This is a genomic window from Dethiothermospora halolimnae (assembly GCF_037577855.1).
Taxonomy (GTDB): domain Bacteria; phylum Bacillota; class Clostridia; order Tissierellales; family VENL01; genus Dethiothermospora; species Dethiothermospora halolimnae.
The window spans coordinates 14,129-29,201 of record NZ_JBAKFX010000022.1 but is presented as its reverse complement, the minus strand read 5'-3'; the positions used below and the strand labels follow the sequence as shown (position 1 = coordinate 29,201).

The following is a 15,073-nucleotide window of genomic DNA, read 5'->3' as shown; positions in this document are numbered from 1 at the left end:
TCTATATCTAGGGGTTTTGAGTTATGGTCTAAAGATATTAATGACTTTTTTCATAGAGTCCTTAGCGACCTTTTCAATATCATAAGATCCATCATGAACACACCAGTCATAGATTATGCCCCTTGAGAATCTAAGGATAAAATCTGTTATTTCTTGAGGAGTCATTGAAGATGTTATTTCTCCTTTACTTTGTCCAATGACAACAATATTCCTAAGTATAGATGGGAGACTGCGGTCATTAGAAATAAAAAATCTATTGCCAGCTTGAATCTGACTTTTATAAACCTGAATCATAAGGTCAATTCCCATTTCCTTAGCATAGTTTACCTGATAGATTACAAATTCTATTATTTTATCAAGATTATTTTTACTTTTGAGCTTATTAGCAACATTAGATTCAAAATATTTATCAACGATTCTGTAGGCTTCTATAATGATACCCTCTTTAGATTTAAAATGATGATAGAAAGATCCTACAGAAACATTTGCTGATTTACAAATAGAACTTACTGTGATATTATCGTATCCCTCTTTTACCATAAGTTTAATAGCGGTATCATAAATTTTTTTTCTGGTTTCAATGGCTTGCAATTGACGCTTGTTTAAATTTTCTTTTTTCATTTTAGTTCTCCTAACATATTTAATATACATAAAGATTATAACATAGAATATAATTCTGATAAATTTATTAAAGAAGTTTGACATAAAAATAACAAAAAGATATAATGAACTTATTCACCGAATACGTTCTGTGAAATGTTTAGAAATTAAAAGGGGGTTATTTAAAATGAAAGAAAAGTATTCAAATCTTTTTGCACCTTTTTCAATTGGTAATTGTGAAATAAAAAACAAATTTACTATGGCTCCAATGGGACCAGCGGGACTTTGTGAGAAGGATGGAGCCTTTAATCAAAAGGCTATAGATTATTATGTAGAAAGGGCAAAAGGGGGAACAGGACTTATAATGACTGGCATATGTTATGTGGAAAATGAAATAGAAAAGTGTGCCATGCCATCTATGCCTTGTCCTACACTAAATCCAGCAAACTTTATAAAAACTGGAAGGATAATGACAGAAAGGGTACATGCATACGATTCAAAGATATTTTTACAGTTAACAGCAGGATTTGGTCGTGTTGCTTTACCCATAGTACTTGAGGGTGAAGCTGTAGCACCATCACCAATAGAAAATAAATGGGATCCTAGAATTAAATGTAGAGAGCTTACTACTAAAGAAGTGGAAGCATATGTTAAAAAGTTTGCAGAAGCTGCAATGGTTGCCAAAATGGCAGGTTTTGATGGAGTAGAGATTCATGCAGTTCATGAGGGCTACCTTCTTGACCAGTTTGCAATATCATTATTTAATAACAGAACAGATAAATATGGGGGAGATCTTAAGGGAAGATTAAGATTTACAACAGAAATAGTAGAAGCTATAAAAAATACATGTGGAGAAGATTTTCCTGTTTCATTAAGATATAGTGTTAAAAGTTATATCAAGGGAATAAATCAAGGGGGACTTCCTGATGAAGATTTCAAAGAACTTGGTCGTGACCTTGATGAAGGGTTAGAGGCTGCAAAAATACTTGAAGAAGCAGGATATGATGCCTTTAATGCAGATGCAGGTACATACGATTCGTGGTATTGGAATCATCCACCTATGTATTTTGAAAAAGGGATGTACTTACATCTTACTGAAGAATTAAAAAAGGTTGTAAATGTACCAGTATTAGCAGCAGGAAGGATGGAAAATCCAGATTTAGCATCTAGGGCAATAGAAGAAGGAAAGACCGATGCTCTGTCCCTTGGTAGAGCTCTTTTAGCAGATCCATATGTTCCTAAAAAAATTAGACAAAATAATCTTGAAGATATTAGACCATGTCTTTCATGTCATGATGGATGTATGGGAAGAATAGGAGAAGGAGGAAACCTATCCTGTGCAGTTAATCCTTCGGCAGGAAGGGAGAAAGTCTATGGAATTGAACCAGCCATTAATAAAAAGAAAGTTATGATTATAGGTGGAGGCCTTGCAGGTATGGAGGCAGCTAGAGTATGTGCCATAAAGGGACATAATGTTAACATTTATGAAAAGGGATATAAGTTAGGAGGCAACATTATACCAGGGGGAGTACCTGATTTTAAGGAAGATGATAGAGCCCTTGTAAAATGGTATGAAAAGCAATTAACAGATCTAGATATAGAAATAAACTTAAATGCAAAGGTAAATAAGGATATAGTGTTAAATGAAAACCCAGATACAGTGATAGTTGCAACTGGTTCTACTCCGATAATTTTAGATATACCAGGTATTAATGATAATAATGTGTTAACAGCAAGTGATGTATTATTAGATGAAGATAAAGCTGGGGATGAAATAATAGTCATAGGAGCAGGACTTGTAGGTTGTGAAACAGCTCTTTGGCTTAGACAAAAGGGAAAAAAAGTGACAGTTATAGAAGCTTCTTCTGAAATATTAGGGGGTCCCCATAGTATGCCATTTATGAATTATGATATGCTTAAGGACCTACTTAATTATGATGGGGTCGATATAAAAACGAACACTACTGTTAAATCAATAAATAATGAGGGAGTATTAATAGAAACTAAAGAAGGAGAGATATCATTAAAAGCTGATACAGTAGTAATGGCAGTAGGTTATAAACCTCAAAGAGAATTATATAAAGAGTTAGAAAAAGAAATAGGAGATGTTTATCTTCTAGGGGATGCAAGAAAAGTTAAAAATATTATGCATGCAATATGGGATTCATATGAAGTAGCAAGGGGTATATAGTTAAGATTTAAGTTTGTGAAATAATATGGAACTTTATAGGTTAAGTAATAATAGAAATAACCATCATTTTTTAAGAAATGATGGTTATCTCTATTATTGCTATTTTTATATACCAGTAATAATCCCCCAACAATAATAATATACATTTATTATGTATAAACTAGACAAGCTACTATGGTGTCAGTTATTAAAAATTCTTTGATATAATCAATTCCACATAAAAATTAGAAATAATATAAAGCGGGGGATATAGAAAATGAAAGAATACAATAAGCCAGACAAATGGCAAATCCTAGATGACAATTTTGATTATTATTTAAACTGTTATTCTTGGTGTTACACTAAAGAGTATAGATATAGTAAAGATAATCTATCATTTAGATATAAACTATTTATCAATTTAGAAAATAGTAAAGAAGTCTTTTATTATCCCGATGGATTGGAATTAAGGGATAAATTAGTAAAACTAAATTTAGTGATTTCACCTAAGAACATTAAAAGGGATAAGCTAGAAAATATATCTAAAGAAACAGGTTTATCAATAAAGGATATTGATTATGATATAATTAATAAATATAGAAGCTATAATATAGTTTTATTAGAAAAAAACATAAAGCCATGGGATCTTATTATGGAAGATCTAGACCATATAGGTCCTATCCCTTTATTAGATAAAATAGATCTAGATGAAGTTACTAACCCTAGGGACATCAATGACTGTATATTAAATATACAAGAGAATTTCACTAGCTTTATAAAGGAGATTACATATGACGGAAAAAATAATAAAGAAACTAAAGAAAATAGAGAAAAATCATAATATAAAAATATTATATGCCGTTGAAGCCGGTAGTAGGGGATGGGGTTTTAAATCACCTGATAGTGACTATGACATTAGGTTTATATATATCCATAAATCAGAGTGGTACCTATCAATATTAGAGAAGAAAGACGTTATAGAACCACCAATAGAAGATTTATTAGACATAAGTGGTTGGGATATAAGAAAGACCCTAAGATTATACAGTAAATCAAACCCATCACTATTGGAGTGGCTAAGTTCCCCAATAATTTATATGCAGAGAACAAGCTTTATAGATAAATTGAAATTACTAACAAATGAGTACTTTCAATCAAAGTCCTGTATATATCATTATTTGCATATGGCAGAAGGAAACTATAAGGAATACATAAAAAAAGATACTGGAAAAACAAAAAAATACCTATATATATTACGTTCAATAATGGCATGTATGTGGGTAGAAAAACATGGGACTCAACCTCCTATGTTATTTGAAAAATTAATGGATTCATTAGACCTTGACAAAAATATTATTGATGAGATTAATAGCCTTCTTATAAGAAAGAAGCAGGGAAAAATAATAGGGAATGAAAGTCCCATAGAAACCATTAATGAATTTATAGATGACAAGATAGATTATTTTAATAGATATGTTAAGGCTTTACAAATTAATAGAAATCATAATATAGAAGCTTTAGATAGGCTATTTAGGGATACTTTAAAAGAGACTTGGAGTTAAAATGAAAATTAAATAGGTGTTAAGATGAAATGTAGGGACTGGGCATGCCCAGTCCGGAATATAATCATAAGGCTAAGATTCTCCAAAAAGCATAACAAAAAAATAAACTTTTAAATTCTCCCTAAAAATTCAAAACATCATATTGTTTCATAACAATATAATTTTTATCAATAAAAAAATCCTTCTCCAGATCTTCATCTCTCAAATGACACAAAATAACATGCTTTGCTTTAAAACACTTACCTTGCCTATTAAGCTCCTTTAGAATCCAAGGATTAACAAAAGCTATATCTATATCTTCTAAATCGACTAAATGACTAATATCTGTTGTATCCCCAGAAACATAAAAAGTGATATCTTTCCATTTAAATAACAAAGTATTATGAAAAATACAGTATTTATGAGGGGTTTTAATAACCTTCATTTCTATGCCAATTGATTTTAAATCTTTAGCTTTCAATATTTTAAATCTCTTCATAAAAAAAGTAATATCCCTTGGACCGAATATCTTCCAACTATACTTATTAAACTCCCTTCTGTTCCAATGATCCCTATGGCTATGGGTTATAAAACAAATAGATTTATTATTATGATTAATAAGATTAGGGTCATACTCCATATACCCATAGGATCCAGAGGTATAGGGATAGTCAATGTATATATGGTTATTATCATCGGTTATATAAAATCCTGAGTTTCCAATGTATTGTATATGTAAATCTAAATTAGAACTTATCATAGAAGCATCTCCTAATAAATTAAATAATAAAAAATATATAAATCCTATATACCTAGAACAGTAAATCTAATTACATCTACTAAAGTATGTGCTGCAATAGCAGAGAATAAATCTCTTTTTCGTAGTAATAGAGCAAAGGGTAATCCAAATAATAAAGTTAAAACTACCACACTCATTATTATACTTCCAATACCATTTGTTGCTATCATATCGGGAAAGTGCATTAAAACATGGGGTACAGTCATAATAAAGTAACAGAGAACACTTTGGAATTTTGTTTTAGGATTATCCTTTAAAAAATATACGCATATTGCAAAGGGAAACAAGCGATAAGCTATTTCCTCAGTGATACCGGCTTGTAGAGCATTTATTAGATGTACAATAGAAAATGAAACCGATATATTAGAACTCTTCATTCCTAATAACAAGTTTATCATACCTAAAAGACACCCACAAATAGTAGCAATTATAGCTGATTTGATAATACCTTTAAATGTCTTATCTTTAAAAATTGGAACATTAACATGGATATATTTTAATATACATGATGAGCCTATATATGCAACTATAGTTGTAACCCCCATAAAAGGTGACTTCATTCCAGAAAGAATGCCGAATAAAATTGCTACAAAGATATCCTTCTTTTTAAGTTTTTTTGTCTTTATTATTATATAAATAGTGATAACTGATATAGTAACGAAACAAATAAACAACAATCTCGCTGTATATGCCTGTGGACTTCTTATATTATTAGGAAGTAATTGGTTTACAATAAATAGAAGCATAAATGTTAAGAATATACAGATTAACTTTAAGTTCTTAGTCATGATACTCCTCCTTTAAAATTAGATAAATAAGAGACTGTCTATATTTATAGTAAGGTTTAATATAATGCCTTCACTATGTAATACGTTTAAGTCTTTAAAATGTTCACAAAGTATAAGATTTTTCAGGGGAATCCACAGAAGGACTTCTAATAGGACCATTTATAGAGGATTCTTTTCAAAGATATTTTAGAAAGGAAAAAAATACAACCCATATCAGCAGATTGGGCATATATACAGCATATAATAGGTTCTCTAGAAGAAGACGGAAAAGCAGCAGTAGTGGTATCTAAAAGTGTTTTATACAGAGCCAATACATCGGATATTAGAAAAGCTGTGTTAAAGGATGATATATTAGGTGAAATCATAGCATTACCAAAGATAGAAGTTGGAAATAACCAAAAATATAGAATGATATTTAATAACAATAAAGAAAAGGAAAGGAAAAATAAAGTGCAACTAATAAAGGGAAAGGAAATGTTTAAAGAAGATGGCAGGGATAAATATATCACAGGTGAAATGATAAATACTATAGTAGATACCTATAAAAATGGTAAGCATAAGGGAGAATTTAGCCAGTTTATAACCATTGAGGAAATAGAAAGACATAATTGGGATCTAAATGGATTTGAATATCTAAAGATGGAAGCTATTAAAAAAGAATTTGGGGATATGATTAAACTAAAGGATGTATTAGAAAAATAAGAAGGGGAGTTCAAGCCGATAAAAGAAAACTTGAAGAACTAAGAAAGCCAAAGGGTAAAACCCTATTAGAAGGAATAGAAACGGGAACTAGAAGTTTTAGATTATTTTTGTTCTATTTATTCCACAATTTAATCATCAAATTCACATTTAATATAAAAATATTGGAAACAATGAAGGAAAAAGACATTATTTGAAGAATAAAAATAAATATGATATAAATTTTAGAAAAAAAGGTGATTTTATGATTGAATGTATAAAGGTTTCAAGATGGATATCTGAAGATAATATAAATGATGAAAAAAAAGTAAATAAAAACATCCAGAAATTAATCCATAATAAATTAGAACAGATTACTATAAAGGATGCTTTTAATGGAGATAAATTTAATAAATTTAGAAAATTCTGTAATGATAGTAATATAAAAAATATTAGTGATATCAGCCAACAACAGTTACAAGAGTTTTTTCAAGTTAAGGGAGTGGGGGAGACTAGATTAAAAAATGTAAGGGATAAAATTCTTTCTATCATAAAGCCTATTGTAAAAAAAATAAATAAATATAATAATGATGTAATTTCTTTAAATGATGAAATATATAAGAGCATTAAAGATTTTAAAATTCAACAAGTATTTAGTATTCTTAAAATACCCTATTATGAAGGGGACTATTATTTCCATGAGATCCAAGGGAAAAACTATAAAGAAGTGTTGGGAAAAGAAAATATAAAAAATTTAGAAGATGTTGAAAACTTAGATAGGGGTATTCAATTATTAAATATGTTAAAATCTCCAAAAGACATAAGCAATAGTGTAATAGGGAGTTTAGGGGAAAAGGAAAAACATATTTTAAATTCAATATTTATTGATAATTTAACTTTGAGAGAGACTTCTAGAGATATGGATTTGAGTACAGAAGGTGTTAGGTTAGTTAAAAATAATACAGTAGATAATATTATAGATAGTTTTTATGAAAGCAAATTTATTGAAAGTTTTAGGTTATTCACCAATGATAAACAAGTGGTATTTATAAGTGAATTAGAAAAAATTCTGGGAGAGAATAATAAGATTATTTCAAATATCATTAAGAGAAATAATATAGAATGGATATCCTATTTTGAACCCCTTGACATTATATATTTTAAGATGATTCAGCCCCAGATTGATAGAATGAAAAAATATATATTATCTTTACCAAGTATGTTTTTGTTAGAGGATCATATTAACAATATTAGGTCAATATTAAGTACAATACATAAGGATTGTTTAGGTATAGAGAAAATAGAAAGGGTTTTTAATTACTTTGGTTATAGAGCATATGGAAGATATTTCTCAAATAAAAAAGTATCTCGTGTAGAAATGTTAGAAGTCTTACTTAGGGATTATATTAAAAAACCTATTAAGATGGACGATAGTAGCATGATTTTCATATGTAGAATGTGCAAAAAAATATTTAACTACAAGTTAATTGAAAACACAAAAGTTATTGATGCAAGGTTAAGGGATATAGACAATATTATACTGGTAGGGCCTCGAACATTTTGTCACATAAACAATTTTTACTATGATAAGTCAATTATAGACCAGGCATCTGAATATATAGATAAAGAGTTTGAAAAACGAAAAGTAATCAATATAAAAGAAGTTTTTTTAAAATTTAAAGATGTACTTATTCAATATGACATTAAAGATAAAAGAGCTTTATATTCCCTTATCAGATATCATTTAGGTGGTAAATATAATATAGGACATCGAAATAGTTTAAATATATTTAGAGCAGATATTACTAAAAAACTCACCCTAGAAGATAAAGTTATTCATTATTTGAAAAAAAGAGATGGGATAGCCTCTAAAGAAGAAGTTAAAAAATTATTAGGGGGGAAGCAATATAAGTTTAATAATGTGATTTCGGTATCTGATTCAATATTATTATGGGGAAATAATGAAGTTATTTTGGTTGAAAATATACAAATAAACCAGAAGATTATAAACAAAATAAGAAATTTATTATATAGGGTCATGACCCAGGGATTTACCACAGGACAAGTTGTACTTAAAGAAATGTTATTTGATGATGAATTGAAAAATTTTTTAAATGTAAATAAAATAGATAATTATAAAAAACTTAATGCTATTTTAAGATATGAATTTAAGAACTTAAAAGGTCGGGGGAATTTTATATGTGATGAAAGTTCTAAATTCCATAGTTTTAAAGATGTTCTCATACATAAATATAGAGATGTAACTTTTAGAAATGAGATGAGAGATTTTATAATGGACTATGGCTACAAATCTTTTATGTCTCGTAACTTTATAGACAATCTTATAAAAAATAAAGAATATATACGTATTTCCAAGAATGAAATATTACCAAAGGATAAATTTAATCTTTCTAAAGAAGTGACAGTATCAACATGTCAATATATATTAGATAAAATGAAGGGAAAAGAATATATTTCCTTAAGCAATTTAAAGGATTATGAAGGAAGTTTACCAAAAATTAACTACAAATGGAATGCCTATTTGATAAAAGCTATTTTAGAGGAAAATGGATTTAAAAGTGTTTTTAGACACGGGGGCGATTATAGATATGATAGGGTTATAGTAGTTAGAGAAGAGAGTGAAATAGAAAACTTTGAAGATCTTTTGTATTATATTTTAAAATATGAATATAACGGTGATTTAGAGGAATCAAAAGTATATGAATATTTGACTAGCACTGGAATACTATGGGGTACAAAGAGTAAATACTATAAAAAAATGCCTAGTACAGTTCGTGATTTTAAAAAGATCACCATTGATAATAGGGGAAGAATTCAGCTAGCATAAAAATTTAAGGTAAATATAAAAACTATCTAGAGTCATTATAGATAGTTTTTTATATTTAAGAAGAAATGAATATTCTATAAAACGTGAAATAAATGAACATTTCTACAAAATTTTCGTTTAAAATACATGGTTTTATGGTATAATAGATAAAAAGGACATATTATAAAATTTGACATTTAAAATAATATAAAGGAGGTTTATGTCTACTATGGTAAGTGAATTGACAGATATTAGTACATATAGAGGTGCTAACAGAGAATATAACCCTTTATATAGGGGGTTTTTAGTCACTGAGAGAGAAGGTAGTCCTTTATATAAAGTCCTATTTGAAAAAAATAGTGATGTGATTTTAATTATTGATCCAGTTACGGGCAGGATCATTGATGCAAATAAACAAGCGGTATCTTTTTATGGCTATGAAAGGGAAGAATTATGTAACATGACAGTTTATAATTTAAATACTTTAAATAATAATGAAATAAAGGAAAAAATGGATGATGTCATGGATGGAAAAGAAAAGATGTTTTACTTTAAACATAAAATATCCAGTGGGGAAATAAAGCATGTTGAAGTAGAAACTTTTACAATGAAATATGAATATAAAAAATATTTGTGTTCTACTATAAAAGATATGGCTAATTATGAACTGGACAATGATTTTTTAAATACATTAACTAACAACTCCTCCTATGCCATTTGTAAAATTAATGATAATAATAAAATAGTAGATATAAACCATAATTTTGAAAAACTATTTAAATACAAAAAAGATGAAATAATTGGAAACAAGTTAAGGGACACTATATATTTAAATAACGAAGAATATAATCTTCAAGATCAAATAGCATATATTAATGGAAAAGGATTAATAAAGGAGAACATTAAAAGGGTGGACAAATATAATAATGTTATATTTGTGGATTTAATAGTCTTTCCCATATACTTCAATAAAAAACATATGGGGGCATATGTACTTTATAAGGATATAAGAAAGCAAAAAGAAGCAGAAATATCTAATAACTTAAAAAATAAGCTTTTAATAAATATGAGTCATGAAATAAGAACACCAATAAGTGGAATTATTGGAATGATAGATTTGGCTAAGAATAGTAATGATGAAAAGGAAAGAATAGAATCATTAACTATTGCAAAGAAAACCACAGAGACTTTAAATGATCTACTTAATAGTATATTGAATTACTCCAAATTAAAGTCAGGAAATATTAATATAAAGGAAGAAAGCTTTAACTTAATTAAGGAAGTAAAGGAAACCCTAGATATATTCAAAATTCACATTAAGGAAAAAAATCTAACAGCAAAGCTTGACTATACTTTAGATATCCCAAAGGAAGTTATAGGAGATAACTTGAAAATAAAGGAAGTACTATTTAATCTTATAAGTAATGCTATTAAATTTACAAAGGAAGGATTTATTAAGGTAAGTGTAAAGAGCGAAAAAATAGACCTAGAAAAAACTAAGTTAATATTTTCTGTAAAAGATACTGGCATAGGAATACCACGGGAGAAACAGGATATAATATTTAACAGTTTTAAGCAAATAGAGTATGGTTATTCTAAAAAACAAAAAGGCACAGGACTAGGCCTCACCATTTCTAAGGAATTGGTAAAGCTAATGGGTGGAGAAATATGGTTAGATAGTCAAGAGGGTATAGGTACTACCTTTTACTTTCAAGTGGTGGTCAAAAACAGCAAGAAAAATTCAAATATTTCAGAAAACAAATCCACAAATAATACTAATACAGATAACGTAAGCAGCCTTAATACCAAGGTTTTATTAGTAGAAGACGACTTTATAAGTCAGAAACTAATAAAAACATATTTAACCGAGAAAGGTATGAATATATCAATAGTAGAAAATGGTTATAGGGCTATTGAAAAATTACGAAAAGAAAAGTTTAATCTTATATTAATGGATGTTCAGATGCCTATGATGGATGGTATAGAGGTTACAAGAGAGATACGAAGTATGAAAACAAAAGGTATAAAAGATATCCCCATTATTGGATGTACTGCCCGTGGTTTTGAAGATGAAAAAGAAAAATACTTAAATGCTGGAATGGATGATTACATAACTAAACCTATTGACTTCAAAAAGCTAATGAAAAAGATTGAATTTTGGTCAAATGATTTTTGAAGACCAGTATAAGAATAAAATATAAGGATAAAGAAGCCCCCTTTTAAAATTATAATTTTAAAAGGGGGCTTCTTTGATATGAAGTTAGATATTTATAAGAAATTGTGTGGAAATTAAGGATATATAGGAAGCAAAATATACGTAGGGGCTAGGCATGCCTAGAGCGGTTTTAATGCCATAAAATATCAAGTAGCAACAATATTTAACTCAACTAAATAAATCGAATTAAAATAAAACACACACATGAAAATAAAATAAAATTTAAACACACCCTTGACAAATTAAAAATAAAAGCATATAATAAAATCAATAACACGACAGTGAAACAATAAAAATAAAAAACAAGGAGTGGGTTAAGGTGAAAATAAGTTTTTGGAAGGCTATTTGCAAATACGGTCATGTGGGACATAGAAATGAAATAAGTGTGGCTAGGTACATCCAAGTACAGGGGGAAACCACATCTTTAGAGGTATTAAAACTAGTAGAAGAAATGCCGGGAATAAAAAATCATGGAGTACTATCGGTGGAAAAAATCGATGAATCTACATATAAACTAGGGAAAGCCCAAGAAAAAGAAAATCTATACCTTCAAAAATTGATGACATATAATCCAGTTATAGATAATGAAGAAACAGAGGAGGAAAAATTAACATGTGCATAAAGGAAAATACAATAAAATCCACTGAAAAATATCTCAAAGAACTAGGAATCACAATAATAGAAAGTACCAGTAGGGAAAAGGAAAACCTATTTACATTAGTAGGATATACAATTGTTAAAGAGGGGGATAAAGTACCAGAGGTTTCAGCATGTATAACAAAGGAAGCTGGAATAGGAGTACAAAAGGTACTATCAAGTAAAGCTAAAGAAAATAAGACCAATTACTCCCTATTGATTATCGATGATAAGGAAAAAAGTAAATACTGGTATGATTCAAAGACCATGTTACCCATAAAGGAACCTAAGTTTGAAAGCGAATTCCCTTATCTAATAAAAAAAGAAGATATAGAAACTAAGATATTATCATTATTAAATGATATAAGCACAGCCATTAGACCCTTTACAACCATGGAATTAATATTAGATACATTATTAATAAGAACCTATTTAAAAGATAAAGGGGAACTTAATAAATGGAATAATATCAAACCATCTGATCTAATTAAGCTATTAAAAGAGACAAAGGAACATTATAATCTAAATTTCAATGAATATGAAATAAAAGAAGATTACCTTTTTAAAATAATAAATGAACTAAAGAATTTACCACCTAAGTCTGACATATATCCTAAAGTATTTATATCAGTACTTGAAAGGGCTAATACAAAGGATATAGGAATGTATACAACCACTAGAAATCTTATAGATATTATAAAGAAAATAATAAAAAGTATAAATATAACTAAAGGAAAAATATTAGACTTATCATCGGGGCTGGCATTTATATTAATGGAAATAAAGAAAGAAAGCATTGGAGAAAAATACTTAGGTTTAGAAATAAATAAAGAAATAAGCCAACTATCAAAGATCGTTACCATCATAAGTGGCCATAATGATATAGACATAGAAAATACTGATACTCTACTTTATGATGAAGGGGAAAAATATGACCTAACATTTATAGAACCCCCAATGGGACCAACTACCCTACAGGATAAATATAAAGACTATGATATAACTAAAAATGGTAAGCGAAAAAGAATAGATTACTCAGAGCTATTTATAGAAAAGGCCATTAGATTAACAAAGGAACAAGGACATATTATATCAATAGTGCCAGAAGGGATACTATCATCATCCAAAAGTCAAATAACCCGGGACTTAATACAGAATAAAACATTTATAAAGGGAATCATAAGTCTACCACCCCATGTATTAAGACCATACTCAGGAACAAAACTAAGTGTACTTATTCTCCAGAAAAAAAGAGATAACTTAGATACACCTAAAAACTTCTTCGCCGGTAAAATTGAAAACCTTGATGATGAAAAAAAAGTAATAGATGAGTTTGAAAAATGGATAAATGGGGGAGATAATATTGGTTAAAAATAATATACTACCCTACAACACATTAAGTAATAGAGAATGGACAGTGGATTCATTAAACTTCACTTTAAAAGTTAATGATACCAATAGAATTCCCTTAGCGGAATATGCATCCATTAATAAATTGAAGGTAAGTAAACTAACCTTTAATGAAGATAGGGAATACCCATATATAGAAGTAAAAGCAATAAACCCAGAAACCAAGATGCTAGAAGATGTAGAGTATATAAAACCAAATGAGTTTCCAACTAGGGCTAAATTAGTGGCAACAAAGGGAGATATATTATTATCAAAAGTAAGACCAGATAGGGGAGCTATAGCCATAGTACCGGATAAATATGATAAATATATAGTAACAAATGCAATAGCAGTACTAACCCCTAAAAACATATCCCCAGAGTTACTATACTTTATCATTAGTCATCCAACAGTAATAGAGGAACTAGGCTTAATGGCCAGCGGCAGCGCCATCCCAAATCTATCACTAAAAAAGCTAAAGGACTACAAACTTCCTTTAAATAGTATAGATAATGATAAAGAAAACCAGGCAAAGGAACTATATGAAAAATGGAGTAAAAGAAATATTAAAAATAAAACCCTAGGAGAAATAACAGATACTATATTTAATGAAGAAATGGTAAAGGCCCATAGTCCAGAAGACAGGAAAGATGATAACTATCTAACAATACCCTATAATAAATTAGGAAATAGACTAGACACAAAATATTACTTTTCATTAAATAATAAAAACACCCAATGGAAGGTACCAACCCAAAAGCTAGGAGATCTAGTAGCCTTTAAAAATACCATTAATGAACCAATTAAAAACCAGTACTTTACTGAAACAATACCCTATATAAGGACCCAAGATTTAGAAGAAGATACTTTGTTTATTAAAGATAATCATTTAGAAAAACTAAAATGTAAAGAAGCCACTGACACCATAGCTAAGGAAAGGTTTCTACAGCATAAAGATATAGTAATACCAAGACATGGTGGCAATATAAGGAAGACAAATATGATACCTAAAACCCTAGAAGGTGCCATAGTAAATCAACACCTGTTTACTATACAAACTAAGGAAAAACTATTACCAGAGTATCTAACTCTATACCTTAAAACTAAATATGCCCAACAACAGATCAACTTAAAACTAACAGGAACTGTACAAACCATTATAAAAATGGATTCAATAAAAAACATAGATATACCAGTCCCTTCATTAGAAAAGCAGAGGGAAATAGTAGATAAGATTTTAAAGATAAAGGAAGAGTTAAGTTTAGAGAATATAAAGGATAAAGTAGATAGATTTGTAATGGATTTATGTCATCTGTAGGGACAGGGCATGCCCTGTCCGACTTTAATGCCATATACCATAGAATATACAAATAAACCTACCTCATAACAAAATCGTCGAAAACAAACGGAACCTAAATATAACCAATATA

12 protein-coding genes are annotated in these 15,073 nt (G+C 28.9%); 9 read left to right on the top strand and 3 right to left on the bottom strand.

Annotated elements, in window-relative coordinates; genetic code table 11:
* Positions 1-21: 21 nt before the first annotated feature.
* Positions 22-621, bottom strand: coding sequence for a TetR/AcrR family transcriptional regulator (locus tag V6137_RS10440; protein ID WP_425447870.1), 600 nt, complete (start codon positions 619-621; stop codon positions 22-24).
* Positions 622-787: 166 nt separating this feature from the next.
* Here V6137_RS10440 and V6137_RS10435 point away from each other — a divergent pair, with 166 nt between their 5' ends.
* The 3 genes from V6137_RS10435 (at position 788) to V6137_RS10425 (ending at position 4,332) form a co-directional block, all read left to right on the top strand.
* Complete coding sequence (locus tag V6137_RS10435; protein ID WP_425447869.1) at positions 788-2,791, top strand: oxidoreductase; 2,004 nt, start codon at positions 788-790, stop codon at positions 2,789-2,791.
* 256 nt (positions 2,792-3,047) lie between these two features.
* Positions 3,048-3,611 (top strand): hypothetical protein, encoded by a 564-nt coding sequence (locus V6137_RS10430; protein WP_425447868.1) that lies wholly within the window; start codon positions 3,048-3,050, stop codon positions 3,609-3,611.
* Complete coding sequence (locus V6137_RS10425; RefSeq protein ID WP_425447867.1) at positions 3,562-4,332, top strand: nucleotidyltransferase domain-containing protein; 771 nt, start codon at positions 3,562-3,564, stop codon at positions 4,330-4,332. Before V6137_RS10430 ends, V6137_RS10425 begins: the two co-directional genes overlap by 50 nt.
* Before the next feature lie 121 nt (positions 4,333-4,453).
* Here V6137_RS10425 and V6137_RS10420 read toward each other — a convergent pair whose 3' ends face one another.
* Positions 4,454-5,071, bottom strand: coding sequence for an MBL fold metallo-hydrolase (locus V6137_RS10420; protein WP_425447866.1), 618 nt, complete (start codon positions 5,069-5,071; stop codon positions 4,454-4,456).
* 44 nt (positions 5,072-5,115) lie between these two features.
* Positions 5,116-5,898, bottom strand: coding sequence for a CPBP family glutamic-type intramembrane protease (locus V6137_RS10415; protein ID WP_425447865.1), 783 nt, complete (start codon positions 5,896-5,898; stop codon positions 5,116-5,118).
* Positions 5,899-6,066: 168 nt separating this feature from the next.
* Here V6137_RS10415 and V6137_RS10410 point away from each other — a divergent pair, with 168 nt between their 5' ends.
* The 6 genes from V6137_RS10410 to V6137_RS10385 all read left to right on the top strand — a co-directional run bounded on the left by V6137_RS10410 (position 6,067) and on the right by V6137_RS10385 (position 14,961).
* Positions 6,067-6,600 (top strand): N-6 DNA methylase, encoded by a 534-nt coding sequence (locus tag V6137_RS10410; protein ID WP_425447893.1) that lies wholly within the window; start codon positions 6,067-6,069, stop codon positions 6,598-6,600.
* A gap of 190 nt (positions 6,601-6,790) precedes the next feature.
* A complete protein-coding gene (locus V6137_RS10405) occupies positions 6,791-9,424 on the top strand; it encodes a hypothetical protein (RefSeq protein WP_425447864.1) in 2,634 nt (877 codons plus the stop codon).
* Between the two features lie 208 nt (positions 9,425-9,632).
* A complete protein-coding gene (locus V6137_RS10400) occupies positions 9,633-11,579 on the top strand; it encodes a response regulator (protein ID WP_425447863.1) in 1,947 nt (648 codons plus the stop codon).
* 358 nt (positions 11,580-11,937) lie between these two features.
* Positions 11,938-12,240: a hypothetical protein gene (locus V6137_RS10395; RefSeq protein WP_425447862.1), complete on the top strand. Its 303-nt coding sequence runs from the start codon at positions 11,938-11,940 to the stop codon at positions 12,238-12,240.
* A complete protein-coding gene (locus tag V6137_RS10390; RefSeq protein ID WP_425447861.1) occupies positions 12,231-13,625 on the top strand; it encodes a class I SAM-dependent methyltransferase in 1,395 nt (464 codons plus the stop codon). Before V6137_RS10395 ends, V6137_RS10390 begins: the two co-directional genes overlap by 10 nt.
* Positions 13,618-14,961 carry a restriction endonuclease subunit S gene (locus V6137_RS10385; protein WP_425447860.1) on the top strand — a complete coding sequence of 448 codons (1,344 nt, stop codon included), beginning with the start codon at positions 13,618-13,620 and terminating at the stop codon, positions 14,959-14,961. Before V6137_RS10390 ends, V6137_RS10385 begins: the two co-directional genes overlap by 8 nt.
* The last annotated feature ends 112 nt before the right edge of the window (positions 14,962-15,073 follow it).

Coding starts and splice junctions, on each gene's coding strand:
- V6137_RS10440 (WP_425447870.1), bottom strand. CDS start 621: ATGAAAAAAGAAAATTTAAACAAGCGTCAATTGCAAGCCATTGAAACC.
- V6137_RS10435 (WP_425447869.1), top strand. CDS start 788: ATGAAAGAAAAGTATTCAAATCTTTTTGCACCTTTTTCAATTGGTAAT.
- V6137_RS10430 (WP_425447868.1), top strand. CDS start 3,048: ATGAAAGAATACAATAAGCCAGACAAATGGCAAATCCTAGATGACAAT.
- V6137_RS10425 (WP_425447867.1), top strand. CDS start 3,562: ATGACGGAAAAAATAATAAAGAAACTAAAGAAAATAGAGAAAAATCAT.
- V6137_RS10420 (WP_425447866.1), bottom strand. CDS start 5,071: ATGATAAGTTCTAATTTAGATTTACATATACAATACATTGGAAACTCA.
- V6137_RS10415 (WP_425447865.1), bottom strand. CDS start 5,898: ATGACTAAGAACTTAAAGTTAATCTGTATATTCTTAACATTTATGCTT.
- V6137_RS10400 (WP_425447863.1), top strand. CDS start 9,633: ATGGTAAGTGAATTGACAGATATTAGTACATATAGAGGTGCTAACAGA.
- V6137_RS10390 (WP_425447861.1), top strand. CDS start 12,231: ATGTGCATAAAGGAAAATACAATAAAATCCACTGAAAAATATCTCAAA.